We start from the raw sequence: 25,778 nt of genomic DNA, 5'->3' as shown, positions 1-25,778 counted from the left end.
TGCCTTCAACGAACATGAGCAACGATTTGGGACAATTCGGCAAAGAGGTGCTTATGTCTGTTTATTGGGTCGGTGATGTACAGGGCTGCGATGCGCCTTTGGGGCGGCTGCTGGATGAGCTGGGTTTTTCGCCCAGCAGAGACACCTTGTATGTGTTGGGCGACTTGGTGAATCGGGGGCCCGCCTCAGAGCAGGTGCTGCGGCGCTTGATGGCGATGGGCCATGCCGTGCAGTGCGTGCTGGGCAACCACGATTTGCATTTGCTGGCCGTGGCTGCAGGCGCTGGACGGCTCAAGCCGATGGACACGTTGGAAGGCATCTTGCACGCGGCCGACCGCCCGGCCCTGCTGGACTGGCTGCGGCACCAGCGCATGGCCATTTGGGACCATGGTGTGCTGATGGTGCATGCAGGGGTGTTACCGACTTGGACTGTGGCGCAGACCTTGGCCTTGGCGAGCGAGGTGGAAGTGGTTTTGCGTGGACCTGATTTGAGTGATTTTTTGCACCAGATGTATGGCAACGAGCCAGCAGCCTGGCGCGATGATTTGACGGGCGCAGACCGGCTGCGCGTGGTGGTGAATGCACTGACCCGCTTGCGCTTTTGCTCGACCGATGGCGTGATGGAATTCGCGACCAAAGAAAGCGCCGATGCAGCGCCTGCGGGCTTCATGCCTTGGTTTGATGTGCCGGACAGGCAGACGGCCGATGTGACCGTGGCCTTTGGCCACTGGTCGACACTGGGGCAGCTGCAGCGCCGCAACGTGTGGGCGCTGGACACGGGTTGCGTGTGGGGCGGCTGCCTGAGTGCCATGCGACTGGGTGACCATGGGCAGCACGAGTTGATTCAGGTGAAGTGCGAGCAGGCGCAGCGGCCGGGGTGAATGAACAAGCCGATTCAACACATGGGGGAGTCTGCCCCTGTGGCCAAAGGTGTGAACAGACTCATCGGCGGCCAGGCCAGACCTTTTTGTGGCACGATCACCGGGTGAAAATCAATGCCCTGCAAGACCTCAAGAAGGTCCAAAAACAACTCGCTGAGGCCCATGCGAAGGCCAAAGCCGAAGAGGCCACTCGGCTGGCCGCTGCGCGGCAGCGCGAAGCCGAGGCCAACTTGTTTGTGCGTGCGGTCGGCGTTGTGCAGCGGCTGCCTTTGCACGACCAAGCCCCCATCATCCCACCCGCGCCTGCGCCCGTGGCTTTGCAGCGACAAAAAGATGAAGAAGCGGTTTTACGCGACGCCTTGAGCGATGGCTTTGATGTGAGTACCTTGCTCGACACCGACGACGCCCTGAGTTTTCGGCGTCCTGGCATCGGCATCGACGTAACCCAGAAGCTGCGCAAGGGCGGCTGGTCCATTCAGCGCGAGATCGACTTGCACGGCCTGCGCAGCGACGAGGCCCGTGTGGCACTGGCCGAATTCATCCGGCTCGCTCACCGTCAAGGCTTGCGGTGTCTGCGCGTCGTGCATGGCAAAGGGCTGGGTTCGCCAGGCAAAACCTCGGTCCTCAAACCCAAGGTCCACAGCTGGCTGATTCAAAAGAACCAAGTGATGGCCTTCGTCCAGGCGAAACCGGCAGAAGGCGGAGCCGGCGCTTTGCTGGTGTTGCTCAAACCAGCGGGTTGAGCTGCTTCACGCCATCGGCCGCAGGGGCGACCTCCCGCAAGTTCAAATTCATCAGTGCGCAAAAACGGCCCACTTGCAAGCATGGTGGTCAAGCGCCGCGGTTGCGCATCCAGTCGGCGGTTTTGAAGAAGCTGGCGTTCAGGCGCTCGCGCAACACTGGGTCAACCTGGGTTTCCTGCATGGCCTGGTCCATGCAGGCGAGCCATTGGTCACGCTCCAGCACGCCAATCGAAAACGGCATGTGGCGCATGCGCAGGCGCGGGTGACCAAAGCGTTCGGTGTAGTGCTCCGGCCCGCCCAGCCAACCGCACAGGAACCAGAACAATTTGTCACGCGCGTCTTGCAAGGTGCTGCCATGGGCGGCACGCAGCTCCTTGTAGCCTGGCTCGATGTCCATGAGGTCATAAAAACGCTCGGCCAAGGCATTGACGCGGGCCTCCCCTCCGATCCACTCGAACGGGGTGTCAAACGGGGGTTTGTCTTCGATTTGCATGGCTTCTATTGTGGTTCACTCGGCTGCTTGCCGAAGGGTTTGCATGACAGGTTGGCGCAGCACGCCAGACAGGCTGAGGCTGCCGGCTGCCCACGCGAGCACTGCGCCAAGGGCACCACCAGCCAAAGGTGCCCACAGCGGAGCTTGCCATGCAAACTCGAAGGCAAAACGCGCCAGCGCCCATCCCACCACCAAGGCCATGCTGCTGGCCATAAAGCCCGCCAACCAGCCCAAGCCCAGCAGCTCGGTGCGCTGCACCTGGGCAAGCAAAGAGCGCCCTGCTCCGAGCGCCCGCATGATGGCGTATTCGCGCTCCCGCGCCTGTCGGCTGGCGCCCACCGCGGCCAACAGCACCATCAGGCCGGCGGCCAATGTGAAGGCGAACAGGTACTCCACTGCACGGATCACCTGGTCCATGACGCGCTGCACCTGCGCCAAGGTGCTGCGCATGTCCACACTGGTGATGTTGGGAAACTGGTTGACCAGCGCGTTGTCAAAACCCTCGGGGCCCGGTGGCGAGCGGAACGCCGCCATGTAGGTCATGGGCAGGTCGGGCATTTGCGAGACGGGAAACATCATGAAGAAGTTGGCCCGCATGGAGGTCCAGTCCACTTTGCGCAAGCTGGTGATGCGGGCCTCTCGGGGCTGACCTGCGATGTCGAAGCGCAGCTGATCGCCCAACTTCAGGCCCAGTGTGTCGGCAATGCCCTGCTCCACACTCACGCCGTCGGCTTCTTCGGGCACCCAACGGCCTGCCGTGAGGGGGTTGTGGGCGGGCAAGACGGCTGAGTGGGAGAGGTTGATTTCGCGATCAATCAGGCGTTTGGCGCGATCGGCCTCAAAGTCGCTGGGCCCTACCTCGCGGCCATTGATGGCCACCAGGCGTCCACGAATCATGGGGAACCAGTCAGGCGATGGCACACCAGATTGTCGAAGGCTGGCCAAGAAGTCGGTGGCTTGCTCGGGCTGCACATTGATGACAAAACGATCGGGTGCGTTGGCCGGCGTGGCCTGCCGCCAACTGGCAATCAGGTCGGTGCGCAACAGCACCAGCAGGGCCAAGGCCAGCAAACCCACCGACAAGGCACTCACCTGCACCACGGCAAACACGGGGCGTGCCGCCACTTGGCGTGTGGCCAAGCGCAGCGAGCGCGGTGCCTGCTCCCCCGGCACGGCACGGCGCAGCAGCCACAAGGCGGCCGCAGCCAAACCGGCAAACACCAGCAAAGCCACAGCAAATCCGCCCACGGTGATCAAGCCCAAAGTCAGGTTGCGGCTGACCATGAGCAGCGTCAGCGCAAAACCCACCAAGCCCATGGCCAGCACCAGACCTGAGCGCACTTGCAGACTGCCCAGCTCGCGCCGAATCACACGCAAAGGCGGCACCTGCGCCAACTGCAACACAGGCGGCAAGCCAAAAGCGATCAGCAGGGTCAGGCCCATGGCCATGCCCATCAACGCTGGTTGCACAGTGGCGGCAGGGAGTTGCGCATCCACCAGGCCCGCCAACAAAACCACAAAGCCCAGGTGCACGGCATAACCGGCCAGCACGCCCACAGCACTGGCCAGCAGGCCTGCGCCCAAAAACTCCAGACCGTAACTCAGCGTGAGTGTTCGCTGGCTTTGACCCAAAACGCGCAGCAAGGCACAGGCATCGAGCTGCCGCTCGGCGAAGCTGCGGGCCGCCAAGGCCACGGCGACGGCGCAAAGCAAAGCAGCCAGCAAAGCCACCAAGTTCAAAAACTGGGAAGCGCGGTCCAAGGTCTGGCGCATTTCGGGGCGGCCGCTGTCCAACGACTCGATCTGCACGCCGCGCACATGGCTCAGCTCCACCTCGGGCTTGGCCCATTGCACGAAACGCTCGGCAGCTGCTGCGTCGCCTGCCACGGCCATGCGCCAGGTCACACGACTTGCGGGTTGCACCAAACCGGTCGATGCCAAATCGGCCGCGTTCATCATGACGCGGGGTGCAAAGGTCATGAAGCCAGCACCGCGGTCAGGTTCACGCTCGATGACCGCCGAGATGCGAAAACTGCGCTCACCCAAGCCCAGCATCTGCCCTGTTTTCAGGCCCAGGTTGTCGAGCAGCGCAGGGTCTACCCAGACCTCGCCAGCAGGTGGGATGGCCGCTGGCTTGGCAGGTGCGGCAGGCAGAGCCAATTGGGTCGGGCTGGAGGCAGACTGACCCGCTTGGGGCAAAACAAGCAACTTGCCACGCAAAGGGTAACCGGGCTCCACCGCCTTGAGTGCAACCAGGCGACTGGCACCCCCTTGCTCAGCCAAGGCGCGGGCCATCGTGGGAAAACTCACATTGGTGTTGGTCTGCAAGCCCATGCGTTGTGCCTGCTGGACAAAAGCGGTGGGGGTACTTTGGTCGCTGACCACCACAGCATCGCCACCCAGCAGCTGCCGCGCATCGCGCCAAAGGCCTGACTGCATGCGATCAGCCAAAAACCCCACTGCCGTGAGCGCTGCCACAGCCAATGCGACCGACAGCATCAGCAGCCGCAACTCGCCCGCACGCAAATCGCGCCACAAATTGCGCCCCCCCAGCCTGAGGCCGTGCATCCATCCTTGTTGATTCATGCCATCACCTTACCGCACAAGCCATTTACGGCGGGGAGCAAGGCATTTTTTGCTGCCCATTCAACCATCTGGCCGCAGGCGCGGCCCCCCAGGATAAGGATGTTTCGTGTGAGCGAGCCCCTGCTCGCGAATGGTTTATAGGGCCAACTCAGGCTGCCACACCAAGCGCTCAGGAGCGCTGAAGCACAAGAAGCGTTTGTTGGTGGCGCGGCCAATGGCGCACAGGCTCAGTCGCTTGGCGACATCCAGGCCCATTTGTGTGATGCCGCTGCGTGACACGACCACGGGCACACCCATCTGAGCCGACTTGATGACCATCTCGCTGGTCAGGCGCCCTGTGGTGTAGAACACTTTGTCTTGCCCGCTCACGTCGTGCATCCACATCCAACCTGCGATGGTGTCCACCGCGTTGTGGCGACCCACGTCTTCGACGAACATCAACATTTGATCGCCCTGGAACAAAGCGCAGCCATGCACCGAACCTGACGATTTATAGGTGGTTTCCTGCAAACGGATGGCGTTCACCAAGCCATAGAGTTGGCCTTGCGTGATCTGGGCGGACGGCAACTCGATCTCATCGATGTGGGCCATCAAATCGCCGAATACACTGCCTTGGCCACAACCGGTGGTGACCACCCGGTCGGCGCTGCGCTCGATCACCACCTGCGCGTTGGCGCGGGTTTTGACAGCGGCAACACCGGGCTCGCCCACTTCACCTTCACCAATCGTCCAGTCCACCGTGATCGATTCGATCTGATCGACCGAATCGATCAGGCGCTGGTTGCGCAAGAAACCCAGCACCAACCACTCGGGTTCGGCACCCAAGGTCATCAGGGTGACCAGCTCTTTTTTATCCAAATAAATGGTGAGTGCCCGTTCGGCCGGGATTTGTGTCTCGGACACCTCGCCGAATTCATTGCGCACGGTCACGCTACGCGTGAGGGGCGCACGCGCTCGGGTGATATGCGGTTTGGGCAGGGGCGATGCGGCCACTGGGGCGTTCAGTACAACAGACATGGCTTGAGCCTAACGTAAAAATCCCCCGCCGTTGCCGACGGGGGATTTTGCGATGACGCTGAAAAAGGATCAGCCTTTTTTGGCAGGTGCTGCCGCTGGCTTGGCACCAGCAGGTGCGGCCACAGGTGCTGCCGCTGTGGTTTCAGCAGGTTTGTAGGCACCAGGGTCTACACAAGCGGGCGTGGCTATGGGTGCAGCCTTGCCTTTGCCATTGGTTTTGTAATAGTGCGCCGCCACTTTTTCACGGGACTTGCATAACTGGAAATCGGCCACTTTGTTGCCGTGCGCTGTTTTGGCAGCGGCCTCTGCCGCTTTGGCCTTGGCTTCTTCGCTCGGCGCGGGCAGTTTGGCCGCAGCGCTGAAGCTGATGGCCAGTGCAGACATGATAAGCAGGTATTTTTTCATGGTGTTCTCCTGGCTCAAACCGAAGCCGTTTTAGCGGGTGTCACAGCTGCATCCGATGCAAGAACAGAGCGTTGCACGGGAATCTTGCCGGACTTGACGTCGTTGTACCAAAGTTCATGGTGCTCTTTGGCCCAAGTTTCATCCACATAGCCTTCGCGCATGGCTTTGTAGGCACCGCGCATGCCAATGGTGCCCATGTAGATGTGGCCGATGAACATGGCCATCATGAACAAGGTGGCAACACCGTGAATCATGTTGGCGATCTGCATGGTGCTGCGCTCATAAATCAGGCCAGGGATCAGCATGTCGAGCACCAAACCCGACGCCACCACGATGAAACCCAAGAACAGCACACCGCCCCAGAACACCACCTTTTCACCGGCATTGAAGCGGTGTGAAGGCACCTCGGTACCCGAGAACAGACCACCGCCTTTGAGGATCCAGACCAGATCGTCCTTGCTGGGCAAATTGTCCTTGAGGAAGGTGACGAACACCACCACGAGCGACACAGCAAACAAAGGACCTGCAAAGTTGTGCACGTTCTTCAGGACATAGGTCAGCCAGCCAAACAGCGTGGGGCCAATGATGGGCAACAAAAAGAACTTGCCGTATGCCATGACGATGCCAGAAATGGCCAAAGTCACAAAGGCAATGGCATTGGCCCAGTGGGCCGAGCGCTCGAACGGGGTGAAGCGCTCGATTTTGCGGCCGGTTTCCTGGCCGTGCAGCTCGATGGTGCCTTTGCCCATGTAGAACAGCGCCATGGCACCCACAGCGATCAGCAACAAAGCAGCACCATAAGGAATGATGATGCTGTTGCGCACCTGACGCCAGGACTCACCGGCCGAAGCCAGGCGCGAACCAGGGTACTGCACAAAGGGCTGGATCAGGTTGCCGGCTTCGGGGGCCTGGCTCTTGGGCAGGCTGGTGTAACCCGTCACGCCCTGCCCCACGGCACGCCACATGGGCGCGTTGTTGCCGGGCTGGACCTGGGCACGCTCGGCGTTGGTCTGGTCTTTGTACTTCGGATCGGCGTCCGCACCGGGCGCAATCTGGAAGATGTTGGCGCTTTTCACGCCCAGGCTGTTGTCAGCCGGGGTGGCAGCGGGTGCGGTGGTTGCAGTCGGTGCTGTGCTGGGGGCCTGCGTCTGGGCGGCAACGCCCCACGCGGCCACAGCGAACCCGATGGTCAATAAGAAGCGGCGCATGAACTTCTCCTTGGCGTTCACTTGGGTGCGCGAACGTGATCGTTCATGCCGTAAGTGGCACGGGCCTTGAGGTGGTTGGCCCACCCGTCTTTGTCACCGGCTTTCCAGCCAGCTTCGGTGAAAGGGGCCACGCCTGTGCCGCTGTAAGCCGGTTTGTCGGTTCGCACGCCCTTGACCTCTTGCGGCTTTTCGCCGCAAGCCACCAACAAGGCCGCACTGCAAAGGATGAAAGCTGCTTTCATGTTCAGGCTCCTTGTTTGGCTGGCTGAGTTTGGTTGCCATAGGCCGTGCCCCAACCCCAGACTTCGGCACCCTTGCCGCGGCTGATCACTCGGCCACGCAAGATATCGGTGATGACATCACCGTCACCGGCGAGCAGGGCCTTGGTCGAGCACATCTCGGCGCAAGCGGGCAGCTTGCCTTCGGCCAGGCGGTTGCGACCGTATTTCTCGAACTCGGACTGGCTGCCGTGCTCTTCGGGGCCTCCCGCGCAGAAGGTGCATTTGTCCATCTTGCCGCGCACACCGAAGGTGCCGCTGGATGGGAACTGGGGCGCACCAAACGGGCAAGCGTAGGAGCAGTAGCCGCAGCCAATGCAGATGTCCTTGTCGTGCAGTACCACGCCTTCTTCGGTTTTATAGAAGCAGTTGACCGGGCAAACAGCCATGCAAGGCGCATCCGAGCAGTGCATGCAGGCGACCGAGATCGACTTTTCACCAGGAACGCCATCGTTCAAGGTGACCACGCGGCGGCGGTTGACGCCCCATGGGACTTCATGTTCGTTTTTGCAAGCGGTGACGCAACCGTTGCATTCGATGCAGCGCTCTGCATCGCAGATGAATTTCATTCGTGCCATCGTGTTCTCCTGGGGCGCTTAGGCTTTTTCGATGTTGCAGATGGTGGTCTTGGTCTCTTGCATCATGGTGACGCTGTCATAACCGTAGGTGGTGGCGGTGTTGACCGCCTCGCCGCGCACCACGGGCGCAGCACCTTTGGGGTAATACGCCAGCATGTCGACGCCTTGCCAACGACCCGAGAAGTGGAAAGGCATCCAGACCGTGCCGGTGTCGACGCGCTCAGTCACCAAAGCCTGCACATCGAGCTTGGCACCCGTTGGGCTCTTGAGCCAGACGCGGTCGCCGTTGCGAATACCGCGGTCGGCCGCCGTCTTGGGGTTGATCTCGACATAGGCTTCCTGCTGCAACTCGGCCAGCCAGGGGTTGGAGCGGGTTTCCTCGCCACCGCCTTCGTACTCGACCAGACGGCCGGAAGTGAGGATGAGCGGGAACTTCTCGTGCACCTTGTCGGCGATGTTCTTGTCCTGCACGGTCTTGTACAGGGTGGGCAGACGCCAAAAGGCTTTCTTGTCGTCGTGCGTGGGGTACTTGGCCATGAGGTCTGGACGTGTGCCGTACAGCGGCTCGCGGTGCTGCGGGATCGGGTCGGGGAAGTTCCAGACCACGGCACGCGCCTTGGCATTGCCAAACGGGTGGCAGCCATGGTTCTTCATGAACACGCGGATCATGCCGCCCGACGAGTCGGTCTTCCAGTTCTTGCCTTCGGCCTTGGCTTTTTCAGCCTCGGTCAATTCGTCCCACCAGCCCAGCTTCTTGAGCAGGATGTGGTCGAGTTCGGGATAGCCGGTGGTGATGTCGGCACCCAACGAGTGCGAACCGTCTTCGGCCAGCAGGCTCTTGCCTTCGCGCTCCACGCCAAAGTTGGCGCGGAAGTTACCACCGCCGTCCATGACGTGTTTGGAGGTGTCATAGAGGTTGGACGTGCCAGGGTGCTTCATCTCGGGCGTGCCGTAGCAAGGCCATGGCAGACCGAAATAGTCACCGGTGAAGTCGTAACCGGTTTCCTTGTCTTTACCGCCCTTGGCCTTCAAGGTCTTCACGTCGAACACGTTCATGTTCTTCATGTGGGCCTTCAGGCGCTCTGGGCTTTGGCCGGTGTAACCAATGGTCCAGACACACTTGTTGATTTCGCGCAGGATGTCTTCGGGCATGGGCTCGTCCATGCCCTTGACCTTTTGCATCTTGTAGTTCTTGGACAGCTCTTTGGCAAAGCCGAGTTTTTCGGCCAGCTGGTGCATGATCATGTGGTCTGAGCGGCTCTCCCACAAAGGATCGATCACCTTCTCGCGCCACTGCAAAGAGCGGTTGGAGGCGGTGCAGGAACCGCTGGTTTCAAACTGTGTCGCAGCGGGCAACAGGTAGACCGCGCGGTTGGGGTTCAGGTCTTCGGCCTTGCCGGGCATCGCGGCCATGGCAGCCGTGGCCGATGGGTAGGGGTCCACCACCACCAACAGGTCCAGCTTGTCCATGGCGCGCTTCATGTCCAGACCTCGGGTCTGCGAGTTGGGGGCGTGGCCCCAATAGAACACGCCGCGCAGGTTGCTGTCCTGGTCGATCAGCTCGTTGTTCTCGAGCACACCGTCGATCCAGCGGGACACGGTGATGCCGTTCTTACCCATCATGGCGGGCGAAGCAAACTGCTTTTTGATCCACTCGAAGTCCACACCCCAGGTGTTGGCGAAGTGCTTCCACGAACCTTCGGCCAGGCCGTAGTAGCCGGGCAGCGAGTCGGGGTTGGGGCCGACGTCGGTCGCACCCTGCACGTTGTCGTGGCCACGGAAGATGTTGGTGCCGCCGCCGGACTTGCCGACGTTGCCCAAGGCCAGCTGCAAGATGCAGGAGGCGCGCACCATCGCGTTGCCAATGGTGTGCTGGGTCTGGCCCATGCACCAGACGATGGTGCCGGGGTTGTTGTCGTGCAGCATCTTGGCGACCTTGAACATCTGGTCTTCCTTGACGCCGCAGGCCTCTTCCACCTTGTCGGGTGTCCATTTGGCCATGATTTCGGCTTTGACAGCCTCCATGCCATAGACACGGTCGCTGATGTATTTTTTGTCTTCCCAGCCGTTCTTGAAGATGTGATAGACCAGACCGAACAGGAAAGGAATGTCGGTACCCGAGCGGATGCGCACGTACTCGTCGGCCTTGGCGGCGGTGCGGGTGAAGCGCGGATCGACCACGATCATCTTGCAGCCGTTTTCCTTGGCGTGCAGCATGTGCAGCATGGACACGGGGTGGGCTTCGGCCGCGTTGGAGCCAATGTACAAAGCGACCTTGCTGTTTTGCATGTCGTTGTACGAGTTGGTCATGGCGCCATAACCCCAGGTGTTGGCCACACCGGCCACGGTGGTGGAGTGGCAAATACGGGCCTGGTGGTCACAGTTGTTGGTGCCCCAGAAGCTCACGAACTTGCGCAGCAAATAGGCTTGTTCGTTGTTGTGCTTGGACGAGCCGATGAAATACACGCTGTCCGGGCCGCTGGCTTTTTTCAGCTCCAGCATCTTGGCGCTGATTTCGTTGAGCGCCACATCCCAGCTGATGCGCTCGTATTTGCCGTTGACCAGCTTCATGGGGTAGCGCAGGCGGTATTCGCCGTGGCCGTGCTCGCGCAGCGCAGCACCTTTGGCGCAATGTGCACCGAGGTTGATGGGCGAATCGAACACGGCTTCCTGGCGCACCCAAACGCCGTTTTCAACGACGGCATCGACCGCGCAACCCACTGAGCAGTGGGTGCACACAGTGCGTTTGACTTCGACCTTGCCTGCGCCCACGATGGACGCGCCCGTGGCGGCCTGGGCTTTTTGCACCAGGCTCAGCTGCGATGCAGCCAGGCCCACACCGACACCCAGACCCGAGCGACGCAGGAAACTGCGGCGGTCCATGGTGGGCAAAGCCTGCGACAAACCACGGCGCAAGCTGTGGATGAAGGGGGACGAGACAGCACCGGAAGTGCTGGTTTGTTTTTTGGTCAGCAACATGGAGGGCTCCAGTTGGGGATGAACAGGAAAGAAAACGAAAAGTGAATCAGACGCGCGTGGTCTTGTAGTACTGCTGAACGTGTTCGCTCAGGGTGTAACCACCGCCGCGTGTGGGCTTGGGCAAAGCCACGGCAGCGGGTGCGGCCTGTTTGACCACGCCAGGCAAAACGGCGGTGGCTGCAGCCACTGCGCCCACCGTGGCAGCGCCCGAAAACAGGCTGCGACGTGAAAGAGAGGAAGTTTTGGAAGACATCAAAGACTCCTGAAAGAAGAACAAGGCAACTGCTCACCAGAAGAATCGACTGAGGCAATGTTTGGCACAGGCGATCTTAGCGATTCAATGGCGCTTTTGTCATGTAAAAACCCTTACTTCGATTGGCTGCGCGTCAAACCAGTGACAGCAGAGGCAACCAAAGGCACACAATGTGCGCCAGCACACACCAAGCCGCGGCTTGGTGTGTGCGGACAACTTCTTTTTTTACTTGTAAAGCACCTCAGGCAACCACATGCCGATGGCCGGGAACATGTAGAGCAGCACGATGGCAAACACCTGGATGGCCATGAAGGGCAGCATGCCTGCAAAGATCTGGTTCAGCGTGACGTGGGGTGGGCTGACGCCTTTGAGGTAGAACGCCGCCATCGCCACGGGTGGGCTGAGGAACGCGGTCTGCAGGTTCAAGGCCACCAACAAGCCGAAGAACAGGGGATCGATGCCGAAGTGGGGCAGCAAAGGGATGAAGATCGGCATGAAAATCACAATGATCTCGGTCCACTCCAGCGGCCAGCCCAGCAAGAAGATGACCACCTGCGCCAGGATCATGAACTGCACAGGTGTCAGGTCCATGCCCAGCACCCAGTCGTTGATGATCTCCTGGCCACCCAGCAGTGCGAACGCGGCCGAGAAAATGCTGGAGCCCACAAACAGCCAGCACACCATGGCACTGGTTTTGGCCGTGAGGTACACCGACTCGCGCAACACCACATAGTTCAGGCGTCGGTAAGCTGCGGCCAGCAACAAGCCACCCAGTGAGCCCATGGCCGCGGCTTCGGTCGGTGTGGCCAAGCCAAACACGATGGTGCCCAGCACCGCCAAAATCATGAGTGCCAAGGGGAAGAACGAGCCCAGCAGCATCTTGAAGATCTCAAGGCGCGTGAAGCTGAAGTAAGCGTAGAAGATGGCCAAAGCCACAGCGCAACTGGCCAAGCCAATCCAGAAAGACATTGGCGCGGGCACACTCTCGGCAGATGCCGCAGGCGCTTGAGCGTCAGCACTGGCGGCCGCGGGAGTTTCTTCTTTGACAGCTTCTGCAGCAGGTACGGCGTCGGCTTTAGCCGCTTCGGTCGAGTCTGGCGGTGTTTGCAAGCCCTCTGCTTCCGGCTCAGCCAAACCGCTCACGCTTGAGGCTTCTTCTTCGGTTGCAGCCGAATCGGCCAATTCGCCACCCATGGCCACCACGCCTTCCACCGCCTCAACGGGCAGCGGAGCTGTGACTTTGAAATAAATGGCACCCATGATCGCCGCCACAGCCAAAGCTGGCAGCAAGGCGATGCCCAAGTGGTTGAGCAACTCGCGCATGGGCACAGCGGCGTTGCGCTTGCCCTTGATCGCACCGATCAGGCCAGGCAAAACCGTGCTGCTGACGTCTTTGGAGACCACCTGAGCGAAGGCTGGCAATGGCACGATGCGGTCTTCGGCCGACATGGGTGGCGCCATCTGCGGTTTGATTTTCGCCAGGATCACCACGTACAGGACATATAAAGTGGCCAGCATCAAGCCAGGGAAAAATGCACCTGCATAGAGCTTGACCACGGATACGCCTGCGGTCGCGCCGTAAACAATCAGCATGACCGAAGGCGGAATCAAAATACCCAGGCAACCGCCTGCGGTGATGGCACCGGCCGACAGTTGCACGCTGTAACCTGCACGCAGCATGGCAGGCAGCGCCAGCAAGCCCATGAGCGTCACCACCGCACCGACGATGCCGGTAGCTGTGGCAAAAATGGCGCAAGTCACGATCGTCGCGACAGCCAAAGATCCCGGCAAGCGAGCCATGGCCAGGTGCATGCTCTTGAACAGCTTTTCGATCAGGTTGGCGCGTTCAATGAGGTAGCCCATGAACACGAACAAGGGGATCGAGATGAGCACGTCGTTGGACATGACCGAGTACGCACGCTGAACCATCAAGTCCAGTGTCTGGTTGACCGCCAAATCAGGGTTCTGGCTGCGGTAGGCAATCCAGGCGAAGATCATGCCCATGCCCATCAATGTGAAGGCAGTTGGGAAACCCAACATGATCGCCACCACCACCAGCGCCAGCATCAGCAAACCCAAATGACCGTTGGTCATCTCGGAGGGCGCAGGCAGCAAAATAAAGGCCGACAACACGACCAAGGCCATGATCGTCAGGCCAAACCAAACTTCTTTTTTCATTTGTGAGTTCCCTTGCCAGCCGCTGTCACCAACACATCGAGTTTGGCAATGTCTTCGTCTTTGACGTTGACCATTTCCTTGAGCTTTTCAACGTCCACTTCATCCACGTCATCCCCGCGCTTGGGCCATTCGCCCTGCTTGATGCAGACAATGCAACGCACAATTTCAACCAAGCCCTGAGCCAACAAAAAGGCTCCTGCAATCGGCAAGATGGTCTTGAAAGGATAAACCGGTGGGCCGTCGGCAGTGATGTTGGAATGCTCGTTGATGGCCCAAGATTCGGCCGCGAAACCGTAACCTGCGTAAGCCAACGCCACCACGCCGGGAATGAAAAACAAAATATAGAGAATCAAGTCCAGCCAGGCCTGGAGGCGAGGCGGGAAAAAGCCATAAAGCACATCGCCGCGTACATGGCCGTTTTTAGACAAGGTGTAAGCGCCGGCCATCATGAAGAGCGATCCGTACATCATGCTCATCACGTCAAAAGCCCAGGCGTGGGGGTTGTCCAACACATAGCGGGAGAACACCTCCCAAGAAATCATGACAGTCAACGCCACGATCAGCCAAGAAAAGAATTGGCCAATCCAAGTGCTGACTTTGTCGATAAAGAGCAATAGATTTTGCATAAGGGAACCACGTAAAAATAAATCAGCCATCTGGACAAGCCCAGATGGCTGATGGGCTAAGTCAGATCAGGAGATCAGGCCTTTTTGGCACCAAAGAAGTGGTTCACAGCCATACGGCGGCTGATGTTGGTGTCCTGATCCCACTTCACAGCGCGGGCTGCAAAGGCTTTCTGCGAGGCCACCACTTCTTTGAAGATGGGGTTCTCGGCAGACTTCTTCTCCAGAATTTCAGACCAGACCTTGAGTTGCTCTTGCAGGATCGCGTCAGGTGTCTTGAAGAACTTGACCTTGTCCTTGGTTTGCAGTTCGACGTAATCCTTGGAGTAACGGTCGATGGCTTTCCACGACATGTCGGCCGAAGCGGCTTCTGTGGCGATGGAAATCACAGACTTCAACTTCGCAGGCAGCGCGTCGTACTTGGTCTTGTTGAACATGATCTCGAAGGTTTCCGAAGCCTGGTGGTAGCTTTGCAGCATGCAGACCTTGGACACATCGGGGAAACCCAAGATGCGGTCGGATGTCGCGTTGTTGAACTCGGCACCGTCGAGCAGACCGCGGTCCATCGCAGGGACGATCTCGCCGCCAGGCAAGGCGTTCACAGCAGCGCCCATGGCGGTGAACAAGTCAATGGCCAAACCGTTGGTGCGGAACTTCAGGCCTTTCAGGTCCGATGTCTTGGTGATCGGCTTCTTGAACCAGCCGAATGGCTGTGTGGCCATGGGACCGTAAAGGAAGGACTGCACGTTGCCGCCAATGGAGGCATACAATTTGGCCAGCAGTTCAGCGCCACCGCCGTACTTGTGCCAGGCCAGAATCATGTTGGCGTCCATGCCGAAAGCAGGGCCGGAGCTCCACAGGGCCAGGGCGTTTTGCTTGCCGTAGTGGTAACCCAACACGCCGTGACCGCCGTCCAAAGTGCCTTTGGAGACGGCTTCGAGCAAACCAAATGCAGGCACCACGGCGCCAGCAGGCAGCACTTCGATCTTCAGATCGCCACCGGTCATGTCATTGACTTTTTTGGCGTAGTCGAGTGCGTACTCGTGGAAGATGTCCTTGGCAGGCCAGGTGCTCTGCCAGCGCATGGAGATCGGGCCGGTTTGGGCCTTGGCGATCATGGGTGCGGAAATAGCACCTGCGGCGACAGCTGCGCCTTTGAGGAGGTTGCGACGACGTGGGGTTTGGGCTTCGGTCAAGTGGGTCTCCAGTGGTTATAAAACTTTTAAGCGTAAAAAGTTACCGCTTGGTTACCATTATCAGAGTAGCCAGCCTCAGACCTCTAAGTAAAAACCCGCGTCCTGTCCGTCATTTTTTTCAATGGGCCACGCAAAAACTTTCAATCACGCCACGAGGTCAAAGCCTTGCGACTCCACGCTGATGAAAGCTTCGGTGAAAGCCGCCAGCCGTGCATAAAAAACCGCGCGAGGATGGGCCTGCAAGGTCTGACACAAGGCGGGTAACCAAGACTGCACGTGCTGCGTGAAAAAGGCTTGCTGGCGGGTCAGGTTCGACACCGCCACATCGTCGCCCGCAATCAGGAAGCGCATGACCTCCAAGACGTAGGCCGCATGGTCTTCGGTTTCTGGCATGGCCTCGCTGCGGGCCAGGCCCAACTCGGCCAAATCGTCGCGCAAACGCACCAGCGGCTTTTCATTCAAGAACCCGCTGAGGTAATGCGAACCAAACAAATACACCTCGGGCTTGCCCACACCGCCAAACAAGCCGGTGTATTCGGCCGCGATTTGAGCCTGGCTCAAACTGCGGGCGCAGGCTACCAGCTCACGCCAAGGCTCCTCCAGAAAGCCACCGGCATCGGGGGCTTCGGTCACCGCGACCTGCAACTGGCCGAGCAGTTCATCGCCCGGAGCTTGGTAGTACAGCTGTGACAGCAGGCCATAGACTTCGGCACGGGCGGTTTCTTCGTCCAGCGCGTGGCTGCTGGGGGACAGGTTCAGTTCTTGGCTCATGACAATTGATTATTGGGGTTTGGAAGGCGTGCCGGCACCCGGGACGCGCACCTGGTTTTCATCAGTGAACATGTCCACCACACGGCAGTCGCCGCACATTTTGAGGCGTTCGAGCGCCGCTCCCTGGAACATGCTGTGTCCGGCCAGACGGCCCAGCATGGCTTCGATGCCTTTGAGCGTGCCAAAGGGTTTGCTGCAGCGGATGCAGGCATAAGGCGGACTGCCGTGCAAGACACGCACTTGCGTGCGCTCGGGCGTCAGAGACAGGCGGGGCTGCAAGGTGATCGCGTTCTCCGGACAAGTCTTGGCACACAGGCCGCACTGCACGCAGTTTTTTTCGATGAAACGGATTTCCGGCTGCAGCGGGTTGTCCTGCAAGGCCGAGGAGGGGCAAGCGCCCACGCAGCTCATGCACAGGGTGCACTTGTTGCCGTCCACCACGATGCTGCCCAGGGGCGAGCCGGCAGCAGGCAAATCGAGCGCCTTGGGGCGCTTAGCCTCGTCCATGGCCATCACGGGCGACTGGGCCATCAGGTGATCAATGACCAGCTCCAGGTTGCTGCGCTTTTCGGCCTGCACCGCGTGGCGGGCGGCGGTGGCGGGGCCGGTGGGCAGGTTGATGACCTTGAGGCCGCGGGCGGCCAGGCGCTGCAAATCGGCATCCAGTGACGTGGCGGTCTTGGCTTCGATCAGCTGGAAATGCACGCCGGTGTAGCCCAGGCCGCTCAGCAGGCTTTGGGCCACGGCCATTTGTTCCATGAGCGCGGTGCGGTATTGGGGCGCTTCTTCGTGGGTGAGCAGCACCATGACCTGGCGAGCACCATAAGCCACTGCCGAGAGCCACAACTCCATGCCCACACTGGCCGTGTGCCACAAGGCCACAGGCATCACGCGGGCGGGCACCCCTTGCATGACGCCCAGCTGCGCACCGCGGCCCAGCTCGTCGATCAGGGCCTGGCCTTTTTCCTGGCTGTGCAACAGCAACGCGGCATCGCGCCCACCTGCGGCCTGGTAGGCCGACAGCAGTGCGCGGATCTTGGCGCCCTGCTCTGCCGGGCGCGGATAGGCATAGGTCAGTGCGCCCGTGGGGCACGCCGTGGTGCACGCGCCGCAACCCACACACAGGTTGGGGTTGACCACGATTTGCTGGCGGCTTTTGTCCGAGCGCACGGCCTCGGCCGAGCAGATGTCGATGCAGGCACTGCAGCCCACCTGCTCATTGCGGCTGTGGGCGCAGAGCTTTTGCTTGTAGGCAAAAAAGCGCGGCTTTTCAAACTCGCCCACCAGCTCCCGCACCTTGAGCAAGGTTTGCAAGTCTTGACCATCCCAGCGGAAGTAACCCTGCGGCAAGACGTGCGAGGTGAACGTGGGCGAAGCTTTGTCACCGCGCAGGTCCAGCACCACATCGAAGCGCTCGGTTTGCGGACGCGCGTCGCGCGAGAAGTCGATGGCGCCGGCGGCCTCGCACACTTTCACGCAGTCGCGGTGCGAAGTGCAGCGCGACAGATCCACCTGGTAATCGAGGCCAATGGCCTGCTCGGGGCAAGCGGCCACGCAGGCGTTGCAGCGGGTACACAGGTCGAGGTCAATCGGGTTGCTGGCGTCCCACGACACCTCGAACGCACCCAACCAGCCCTTGAGGCCTTGCAAGCGACCCGCCACCACCGGAAAGCGCCGCTCCTGGCTGCCCCCGGCATTGCCGGGGCCTTGCGCAAAAATCGTGACCTGCATCGTATCGGCCAGGAAGCTGGCCGCGCGTTCGGCGGCATCGATGGCTCCGATGATGAGCACACGGCCTTCGCTTTTGTAGGTCACGGTGGCCACCGGCTCCGGCTCAGGCAGGCGGGCAGCCGCCAGCAAGGCGGCCATTTTGGGCGTGGCGTGCGCGGCTTCCTTGCCCCAGCCACCGGTTTCCCGGATATTGACAAAACGGATCGGCGAGATCGCGCCTTCGGTTTGTTCGGCCAGTTCACTGAACAGGCGTTTTTCCTGGGTGCAGGCCACCACCACGGTCTCGCCGGTTTTCACGGCTTTCTGGAATTGCCCGGCCTCGCGGCGGCACAAGGTGGTGTGCAGCGTCAGGTCTTCACCCAGTGCTTGGCCCAGAGCTTGGGTTTGCAGGGGCATGGTTTGGTTGCAGTTGCAAATCAGGGTGGTCATGTTCTGTCGATTCAGGTGCCTGCAGCGCCGGTGTGGGCTGCAGTGTCGGTGTCATTGGGGATGGCGGCGACTGTGCCACAAGTGGCGAGTCTTGCGGCGCGTCGGGACTTTGCGCGGGCCTGTCCTGCAGGCCACTGTCGGCGGTCGCAGGCACGTCGTTCTGTGTTTTTTTGGGGAACAGGTTCAGCAACTCGGCCCCCACCATCTTTTCAAGCATACCCGCAGGCAGAGGGTCCGGCGTGTTGTAGTCGCCGATGTAGATGTCCAAACCGTCCATCACATTGAAGTGCGGGTCGGTGAAGAGTTTTTTCATGGCTGCATTGCGCACCTCGCCGGGCACGCCCTGGCGCATGAAGCTCTGGTAATCGGAGGACGGCGTGAGTTCCTGCACATCGGCCATCGTCGGCAGCGGGGGCTCTGAGGCATCGGGAATTGGGGCTGGGGCCCCTGGGGCCAAACGGTCTGCGGCATGGGGCTGCGGCTGACCATCGGTCCTCGCTGGTGTCGGAACAGCGGCCGAAGCCACCCGCCGAGTGGCTTCAGACTCGGTCTGCGGGGCTGCACTCTGGTCAAGACCTTGCTTGCGGCGCGACCAACGGCTGAAAAAGTTGTCGCTCATGGCCCTGGCCTTGCGCCTTTGCGTTTGCTGTCGGTGCTGACCGAGACGGGTTGACCGAAACGGTCGGTCAGGCGCTGGAAACTCTGTGGGCGCTGGCGCTTTTTTTCTTCGGGCACAAAGTGCTGCTCGGCAAACCCCTGCATCCAGGCCACCACTTCGGCGGGGGCTGGAATGGTTTCAACGGTTTCCTGTGCGTCCAGCCAGCGGCCTGCATCGTGGTAGCTCAGGCTCACGGCTTGCGGCACCGCCAGCGGCTCGCTGCCGTCTTCGGCGTCGATCAAACGCCACATGACAAAGTAGCAAGGCGTGGGCGAAGTGGCGTTGAGCCAATACCCTTCTGCATCGTCGGTGAACAGCGCCACGGGCCAGCCCGGGTAAAGCCAGAGCGAATCGGTAGCGGTTTGGCGCAGGCTGCGGGGGGCTGAGCCAAACCCCGCTTCGTTCGGCACTACATCGGCCAGCACCCAGCGCCAAGATTGCCAACGCGCCATAGGGCCTTGCACAGCCTCTTTGCGCATCAGTACAGCCACATCAATTTGTGGACGTGAAGACATGGACACTATTTCCCTTAGAGAGATCAAAGATCAGTTGCCGAGCACGTACTCGTGCGAAGGCAAAGCAAGCAAGAATACCGTACCTTGGCCGGCCTCGCTTTCAAAGCTCAATCTCCCCGCGTGCGTTGCCACAATCGATTGGCTGAGCCACAAACCCACACCCATGCCTTTGGATTTGGACGTCTTGAACAGGGCAAAAACGTCCTCTTTTTCATCATCTTCCATGCCGCAGCCGTTGTCAGCAATGCGCAACTCCACCCAACCCGGGCGGGCTTGACCGGAAATGACAATTCGAGAGGGCTGCCCAGGCTTTTCGAGCAAGGCCTCAATGGCGTTGTTCAATAAATTGAGCACCACTTGCTGGAGCTGTGTGGCATCTCCAGTCAACGGCAAAGGCCCCTGGAAATCCATGTCGAGTTCAATGTCACAGCGTTTGGCATGGGCGCTCACCATGTTCACCATGTCTTGAACCAATTGGGACAGGTCCAAGCGGGCGTACTCCCCCTTGCCAGTGGCAAACATGCTGCGCAAAGTGCGGATGATGGCCGCCGCGTGGCGCGTGTCCTGCCGAATCAGATCGGCCAGTTTGTGGACTTCGGCCAGTGCCGCTTGGGGATCTCGGTTGCGCCGCAAGTGTGACTCGATCAATTCGGTTTTGAGCACGATGGTGGTCAGCGGCTGATTCAGTTCATGGGCCATGCTGGCCACCAGCGCCCCCATGCCCGCCGACTTGTTGGACAAGGTCAAGCGCCGGATGATTTCCTCCCTCTCGGCCAGCAAAACACTCAGGGCATCGGAATGCTGGAGGGCCATTGCAGCACGCTCTTGCTCACGGGCCAATTGCTGCCCCATCGCGATTTGGCGGCGGTGGTTCTGGTCAATGAAAATCTGCATGAAGCCCACACACAGCATGACCAAAGCCACAAATTGACCAGCGAAAACCAGCAGATGGTCCCAGGAGGCTGCGTACAAATCTGCGCCCCCCACGCCGACCAGCATGGCCACAGTCTTGATGCCCAAGGTGAGCGACAAAATCAAGCCCGCCCACATCACCGAATCTGCGCCCTTTTTGTCGTGTGTCAGGGCGATGCGCTGGCCTGCAAAGAAATATTCCAGGCAGTTGAAGGTATAAAAAGCATAGAACACCAGCATGACGGTGCCCTCGGGTGAGCCCGAAAAATGCAAACCATAGCTGGTGGCCAAAAAGACGATGTTCGCCGCACCCGAGCTCCATAACCAAAGCGGAGATGCCGCTGCGCTGAGGGAACGAAGAGCCACCTGCCGGCCCCAGTTACCGGCTGCCATCAAAAACTGGCCAGCGACCACCACCACATCGGTGCTGAGCCAGCCCCGGCTGCCTAAAACACACAGACCCAATGCGCTGAATATGCCCGAAGCACTCCACAAAACCACCACGGGGCTGCGAAAACGGGCCAGGCCATACCAGATGGCGGCGTGCAGCATCAGGTACAAAAACGCATCCATCCAGAAGATGGTTTGCACATTCACATTCAAAACGGCCTCCTTGGCCCGATCGGACAGCCAACCGGGGTTGACGCCGGATCACCAACCCACCGGTTCAAGCCGGTTCAAGACAGCCGCAGATTATGCGTCCACCCCCGCAGCCGCTTCGATCCGGACCGCGCAGTATTTGAACTCCGGAATCTTGCCAAAAGGGTCCAGCGCCGCATTGGTCAGCAAGTTGGCCGCCGCTTCTTGGTAAGCGAAGGGGATGAACACCGCGCCTGCGGGTGTGCCATCGTCCTGGCGCAGCTGCAGCAGCACTTCACCCCTACGCGAAGCGATCCGCACCGTCTGCCCCGCTTGCAAACCCAGCCGCTGCAGATCAGCTCCGCACATCGAGGCCGTGGCCGCAGGCTCCAGGGCGTCGAGCACGGTGGCGCGGCGCGTCATGCTGCCGGTGTGCCAGTGCTCCAGCTGCCGCCCGGTGATGAGCACCAGCGGGTACTCGGCATCGGGCTGCTCATTGGCCGGGATCAGGCTGGCGGGCACCAGCCAGACACGGCCGTCCTTGGTGGGGAAGTGGTCGTGGAAGACGATGGGCTGACCCGGGTCGTCGGCGCTCACGCACGGATAAGTGACCGAGCCCGCGTTCAGGCGCGCCCAGTCGATACCGCCGATCGCCGGGGCCATGGCCTGGCGCATTTCTTCGTACACGGCGGCCACGCCATCGTGTTCGCCTGCGTAGGCCCAATTCAGGCACAGGCGCTGCGCGATCTGCTGGATGATCCACAAGTCAGGCTTCGCATCGCCCGGCGGCAGCACGGCCTGGCGGCCCATTTGCACCGTGCGGTCGGTGTTACTGACGGTGCCGGTTTTTTCGGGCCAGGCGCTCGCAGGCAGCACCACATCGGCCAACCAGGCGGTCTCGGTCAAAAAGATGTCTTGCACCACCAGGTGCTGCAAGCTGGCCAGCGCGTGGCGGGCGTGGTTCAGGTCAGGGTCGCTCATGGCCGGGTTCTCGCCCATGATGTACATGCCGCGCACCTTGTGCGGGTCGCTGTCCGGGGCCAGCGCCTTGTTCATGATCTCGACCACGGTGTAGCCGGGCTGGTCGTCCAGTTTGGTGCCCCAGAATTTCTCGAACCAGTCATGCGCCGACTTGTCGGTCACCCGCTGGTAGTTGGGGTACATCATCGGGATCAGGCCCGCGTCGCTCGCGCCCTGCACATTGTTCTGGCCGCGCAGCGGATGCAAGCCCGTGCCGGGGCGGCCAATCTGGCCGGTGATGCTGGCCAGCGCGATCAGGCAACGCACATTGTCGGTGCCGTGCACATGCTGACTCACACCCATGCCCCACAAGATCATGGCGGCTTTGGCGCTGGCATAGGCCCGTGCCACTTCGCGGATGGTCTCGGCCGGAATGCCGCAGACCGCGCTCATGGCCTCGGGCGTGTAGTCCCGCACATGGGCCTTGAGTTCGGCCACGTTGTCGGCACGCTCGCGCAGGAAGCTTTCGTCGCAAAGATTCTCGGTCACGATGACGTGCAGCATGGCGTTGAGCAGCGCCACATCGGTGTCAGCCTCAAAGGGCAAGGTGCGCCAGGCGTGGCGGCCAAGGTCGGTGATGCGCGGGTCGGCCAGCACGATGCGCGTGCCGCGCTGGGCGGCGTTCTTCATCCAGGTGGCGGCCACCGGGTGGTTGGCTGTGGGGTTGGAGCCGATCACGAGGATGAGGTCCGAATGCTCAACATCGCGCACCGGGTTGCTCACCGCACCCGAGCCCACGCCCTCCAAAAGTGCCGCGACGCTCGACGCGTGGCACAGGCGGGTGCAATGGTCCACGTTGTTGCTGCCAAAGCCGGTGCGCACCAGCTTCTGGAACAGGTAGGCTTCTTCGTTGCTGCCCTTGGCCGAGCCGAAACCAGCGAGCGATTTGGGGCCGTGTTGTTGGCGCAGCGCGTTGAGCGGCTGGGTGGCCAGGTCCAGCGCTTCCTCCCATGAGGCTTCGCGAAAGACTTCGCGCCAGTCGGTGTGGCCATCGATCAGGCTGAGGTCCTTGGCCACGCCCGCCATACGGACCAGCGGCTTCGTGATCCGGTCTGGGCTGTGGATGTAGTCCATGCCAAAGCGGCCCTTGACGCACAGGCGGCCTTCGTTGGCCGGGCCCTCGCGGCCTTTGACGCTGATGATCTTCTCATCACGCACCTGGTAGGTGACCAGGCACCCCACCCCGCAAAACGGGCACACCGAATCGACTTCGCGGTCCACCTTTTGCGGTCCCATGTGGCTCTTGGGCATGAGCGCACCCGTGGGGCAGGCCTGCACACATTCGCCGCAGCCCACGCACGAGCTGCCACCCATCGGGTCGGCCAGGTCGAACACCACCTGCGTGTGCGCACCCCGAAAGGCCAAACCGATCACGTCGTTGACCTGCAGGTCGCGGCAAGCGCGTTGGCAGCGGTTGCATTGGATGCAGGCGTCCAGGTTCACGGCCATGGCCGGGTGCGACAGGTCGGCGGGCACCGCCTCGCGCTGGAGCGCGGCCAGCGCCGGGCGCACCTGCACGCCGTGGTGCTCGGCCCATTGGCTCAACTCGCCGTGTGGGGCTTCAGCGCGGTCGTCCAGCCATTTGTGGCCCTGCTCGGGCAGGTCGGCCAGCAGCATCTCCAGCACCATCTTCTGGCTTTTGAGGGCGCGTTCGCTGTTCGTCTGCACCTGCATGCCGGGCGTGGCGCTGCGGCAGCAGCTTGGGGCCAATGTGCGTTCGCCGGCCACCTCCACCACGCAGGCGCGACAGTTGCCGTCGGGGGCCAAGCCCTCTTTGTGGCACAAGTGCGGAATCGCGATGCCCAGCTCTTTGGCGATGTTGAAAATGCTTTTCCCGGCAGGGGCCTCGACGCTTTGGCCGTTGAGGGTGAATTGAACGGTGCTCATGCTGGGGCCCCGACTTCGTGCGGAAAATACTGCAGCACACAGCGGATCGGGTTCGGCGCGGCTTGCCCCAGACCGCAAATTGACGCATCGCCCATGACCTGCGCCAGGTCTTGCAGGGTGTCGGCATCCCACACATCGGCCGCCATGAGTTGGGCGGCCTTGTCGGTGCCGACGCGGCAAGGCGTGCATTGGCCGCAGCTCTCGTGCGCAAAAAAGCGCATCACGTTCAGCGCCGCTTCGCGGGCGCTGTCGTGTTGGCTGAGCACCATCACGGCGCCCGAGCCGATGAAGCAGCCGTGCGGCTGCAAGGTGTCAAAGTCGAGCGGTACGTCGGCCAGACGCGCGGGCAAGATGCCGCCGCTGGCACCACCGGGCAAATAGGCGTAGAGCGTGTGCCCCTCGGCCATGCCGCCGCAGTATTCGTCGACCAATTCGCGCAGCGTGATACCTGCGGGCGCGAGCTTGACACCCGGGTGTTTCACGCGGCCACTCACGCTGAAGCGGCGCAGTCCCTGGCGGCCATGGCGACCGTGCGATGCAAAGCTGTCGGCGCCTTGTTCGATGAGCTCGCGTATCCAGTACAGCGTCTCAAAGTTGTGCTCCAGGGTCGGGCGGCCAAACAGGCCGACTTCAGCGATGTAAGGCGGGCGCATGCGGGGCTCACCCCGTTTGCCCTCGATGCTCTCGATCATTGCGGATTCTTCACCGCAAATGTAGGCGCCCGCGCCACGGCGCAACTCGATGCGCGGCATGGCGCAAGGCGGATTGGCCTGAAGGGCAGCCAACTCTTCGGTCAGCAAGACACGCGCTTCGTGGTACTCGTCGCGCAGGTAGATGTAGACCGCTTCGCAGCCGACCACGCTGGCCGCGATCAGCACGCCTTCCAGAAAGCGGTGCGGGTCCGACTCCAAGCAGGTGCGGTCCTTGAAGGTGCCGGGCTCGCCCTCGTCGATGTTCACCGCCATGAGACGTGGACCCGGCTGGCTGCGCACGATGCGCCATTTGCGGCCGGCCGGGAAACCCGCGCCGCCCAGACCCCGCAAACCCGAGGACTCCAGACACTGGATGACCGATTCGTGATCCTTCAGCCCCGCCGCGACCTGCAGCGCCAGCTGGTAACCGCCGGCTTGCCGATAAGCCGCCAGCCGAGTGGCGTCGGGCAAAGGGTTCGGTGTGGTCTGCTGCGCCACCACCCGGTCGCTCACGGCCTGGGGCGTAGCCTGCGCCACGGCCTGCTGGCCCACCTGGGCGGCTGGCGCCTGCTCGCAGCGGCCCAGGCACGGCACGGGCACCACTTTCACGCCCAGCAGCTCGGCCTGCAACTGGCGCAGCAAGCCGTCACTGCCGGCCAGGCTGCAGCTCAGGCTGTCACACACACGCACAGTCAGACGCGGCGCGGTTTCATCGTCTTTCAGGATCTCGAAGTGGTGATAAAAGGAAGCGACCTCGAACACCTCGACCACGGGCAAGCGCATTTCGGCCGCCAGCGCCACGATGTGCCGCTCGAAGAGACCATGGAAATGGTCGTTCAGTGCATGCAGGTGTTCGATCAACAGATCCCTGCGGTGACCGTCTGCGGGCGGTGCACCGATCAGAGCGCGCACCTGGGCACGCGCCTCGGGCAAGACCTGACGGCCTTTGAGCTGGAATCGGGGCTGGCGCAGTTGCTCACGCAACTGCTGGAGCCCGATGCGGGTTTCGGTCGTGGGGTCGGTCTGCATGCGAAGCAATCACTCCAAGAATCAGCGAGCCAAAGGGGATGCTGGACGGTCGGCCGCCTCACCTCCCAAGCAGCGGGACTCTAGCGCGAATGGACGGTCTCTTCCGCAAAACGGCGACACCCCCAAGACACGGCATC

Annotated in this window: 21 protein-coding genes; 2 read left to right on the top strand and 19 right to left on the bottom strand. The window is 61.2% G+C overall.

Annotated features, from left to right (window positions below; all coding sequences use genetic code 11):
- Positions 1 to 53: 53 nt before the first annotated feature.
- Both ACHEXL_RS02310 and ACHEXL_RS02305 read left to right on the top strand, forming a co-directional pair.
- Positions 54 to 881 (top strand): symmetrical bis(5'-nucleosyl)-tetraphosphatase, encoded by an 828-nt coding sequence (locus ACHEXL_RS02310; protein ID WP_416560444.1) that lies wholly within the window; start codon positions 54 to 56, stop codon positions 879 to 881.
- Between the two features lie 104 nt (positions 882 to 985).
- Positions 986 to 1,624, top strand: a complete 639-nt coding sequence (locus tag ACHEXL_RS02305; RefSeq protein WP_416560443.1) for a Smr/MutS family protein — start codon at positions 986 to 988, stop codon at positions 1,622 to 1,624.
- A gap of 88 nt (positions 1,625 to 1,712) precedes the next feature.
- Here the strand turns inward: ACHEXL_RS02305 and ACHEXL_RS02300 are convergent, their stop codons facing one another.
- From ACHEXL_RS02300 to ACHEXL_RS02210, 19 genes are all read right to left on the bottom strand, one after another.
- Complete coding sequence (locus ACHEXL_RS02300; protein ID WP_416560442.1) at positions 1,713 to 2,117, bottom strand: group II truncated hemoglobin; 405 nt, start codon at positions 2,115 to 2,117, stop codon at positions 1,713 to 1,715.
- A 15-nt stretch (positions 2,118 to 2,132) separates the two neighbouring features.
- Positions 2,133 to 4,703 (bottom strand): ABC transporter permease, encoded by a 2,571-nt coding sequence (locus ACHEXL_RS02295; protein WP_416560441.1) that lies wholly within the window; start codon positions 4,701 to 4,703, stop codon positions 2,133 to 2,135.
- Positions 4,704 to 4,838: 135 nt separating this feature from the next.
- Positions 4,839 to 5,720, bottom strand: coding sequence for a formate dehydrogenase accessory sulfurtransferase FdhD (locus ACHEXL_RS02290; protein WP_416560440.1), 882 nt, complete (start codon positions 5,718 to 5,720; stop codon positions 4,839 to 4,841).
- Between the two features lie 69 nt (positions 5,721 to 5,789).
- Positions 5,790 to 6,125: a hypothetical protein gene (locus ACHEXL_RS02285; RefSeq protein WP_416560439.1), complete on the bottom strand. Its 336-nt coding sequence runs from the start codon at positions 6,123 to 6,125 to the stop codon at positions 5,790 to 5,792.
- A 14-nt stretch (positions 6,126 to 6,139) separates the two neighbouring features.
- Positions 6,140 to 7,333, bottom strand: coding sequence for a formate dehydrogenase subunit gamma (locus tag ACHEXL_RS02280; RefSeq protein WP_416560438.1), 1,194 nt, complete (start codon positions 7,331 to 7,333; stop codon positions 6,140 to 6,142).
- 17 nt (positions 7,334 to 7,350) lie between these two features.
- Positions 7,351 to 7,575 (bottom strand): hypothetical protein, encoded by a 225-nt coding sequence (locus tag ACHEXL_RS02275; RefSeq protein WP_416560437.1) that lies wholly within the window; start codon positions 7,573 to 7,575, stop codon positions 7,351 to 7,353.
- A gap of 2 nt (positions 7,576 to 7,577) precedes the next feature.
- Positions 7,578 to 8,189, bottom strand: a complete 612-nt coding sequence (gene fdh3B, locus ACHEXL_RS02270; protein ID WP_416560436.1) for a formate dehydrogenase FDH3 subunit beta — start codon at positions 8,187 to 8,189, stop codon at positions 7,578 to 7,580.
- An 18-nt stretch (positions 8,190 to 8,207) separates the two neighbouring features.
- Entirely contained in the window at positions 8,208 to 11,168 is a 2,961-nt protein-coding gene (locus ACHEXL_RS02265; RefSeq protein WP_416560435.1) for a formate dehydrogenase subunit alpha, read from the bottom strand.
- 46 nt (positions 11,169 to 11,214) lie between these two features.
- Complete coding sequence (locus tag ACHEXL_RS02260; RefSeq protein WP_416560434.1) at positions 11,215 to 11,421, bottom strand: formate dehydrogenase; 207 nt, start codon at positions 11,419 to 11,421, stop codon at positions 11,215 to 11,217.
- Positions 11,422 to 11,646: 225 nt separating this feature from the next.
- The gene (locus tag ACHEXL_RS02255) at positions 11,647 to 13,599 is read right to left on the bottom strand and encodes a TRAP transporter large permease (RefSeq protein ID WP_416560433.1); all 1,953 of its coding nucleotides are present in this window, start codon (positions 13,597 to 13,599) and stop codon (positions 11,647 to 11,649) included.
- Positions 13,596 to 14,225: a TRAP transporter small permease subunit gene (locus ACHEXL_RS02250; protein ID WP_416560432.1), complete on the bottom strand. Its 630-nt coding sequence runs from the start codon at positions 14,223 to 14,225 to the stop codon at positions 13,596 to 13,598. Before ACHEXL_RS02250 ends, ACHEXL_RS02255 begins: the two co-directional genes overlap by 4 nt.
- A gap of 74 nt (positions 14,226 to 14,299) precedes the next feature.
- Positions 14,300 to 15,418 (bottom strand): TRAP transporter substrate-binding protein, encoded by a 1,119-nt coding sequence (locus ACHEXL_RS02245; RefSeq protein ID WP_416560431.1) that lies wholly within the window; start codon positions 15,416 to 15,418, stop codon positions 14,300 to 14,302.
- Positions 15,419 to 15,562: 144 nt separating this feature from the next.
- The gene (locus tag ACHEXL_RS02240) at positions 15,563 to 16,189 is read right to left on the bottom strand and encodes a TorD/DmsD family molecular chaperone (RefSeq protein ID WP_416560430.1); all 627 of its coding nucleotides are present in this window, start codon (positions 16,187 to 16,189) and stop codon (positions 15,563 to 15,565) included.
- Positions 16,190 to 16,198: 9 nt separating this feature from the next.
- Positions 16,199 to 18,316: a 4Fe-4S binding protein gene (locus ACHEXL_RS02235; protein ID WP_416561295.1), complete on the bottom strand. Its 2,118-nt coding sequence runs from the start codon at positions 18,314 to 18,316 to the stop codon at positions 16,199 to 16,201.
- Positions 18,276 to 18,968 (bottom strand): DUF3306 domain-containing protein, encoded by a 693-nt coding sequence (locus tag ACHEXL_RS02230; RefSeq protein ID WP_416560429.1) that lies wholly within the window; start codon positions 18,966 to 18,968, stop codon positions 18,276 to 18,278. The genes ACHEXL_RS02235 and ACHEXL_RS02230 overlap by 41 nt, the downstream gene beginning before the upstream one ends.
- Positions 18,965 to 19,528 carry a DUF3305 domain-containing protein gene (locus ACHEXL_RS02225; RefSeq protein ID WP_416560428.1) on the bottom strand — a complete coding sequence of 188 codons (564 nt, stop codon included), beginning with the start codon at positions 19,526 to 19,528 and terminating at the stop codon, positions 18,965 to 18,967. Before ACHEXL_RS02225 ends, ACHEXL_RS02230 begins: the two co-directional genes overlap by 4 nt.
- A gap of 24 nt (positions 19,529 to 19,552) precedes the next feature.
- Complete coding sequence (locus ACHEXL_RS02220) at positions 19,553 to 21,031, bottom strand: sensor histidine kinase (RefSeq protein WP_416561294.1); 1,479 nt, start codon at positions 21,029 to 21,031, stop codon at positions 19,553 to 19,555.
- A gap of 96 nt (positions 21,032 to 21,127) precedes the next feature.
- Positions 21,128 to 23,920 carry a formate dehydrogenase subunit alpha gene (fdhF, locus tag ACHEXL_RS02215; RefSeq protein WP_416560427.1) on the bottom strand — a complete coding sequence of 931 codons (2,793 nt, stop codon included), beginning with the start codon at positions 23,918 to 23,920 and terminating at the stop codon, positions 21,128 to 21,130.
- The gene (locus tag ACHEXL_RS02210) at positions 23,917 to 25,641 is read right to left on the bottom strand and encodes an NADH-ubiquinone oxidoreductase-F iron-sulfur binding region domain-containing protein (protein WP_416560426.1); all 1,725 of its coding nucleotides are present in this window, start codon (positions 25,639 to 25,641) and stop codon (positions 23,917 to 23,919) included. The genes fdhF and ACHEXL_RS02210 overlap by 4 nt, the downstream gene beginning before the upstream one ends.
- Positions 25,642 to 25,778: the final 137 nt, after the last annotated feature.

The sequence above is a fragment of the Limnohabitans sp. YIMB22184 genome (assembly GCF_048020265.1).
Lineage (GTDB): Bacteria > Pseudomonadota > Gammaproteobacteria > Burkholderiales > Burkholderiaceae_C > Limnohabitans_A.
This window is presented reverse-complemented; position numbering and strand designations above follow the sequence as displayed.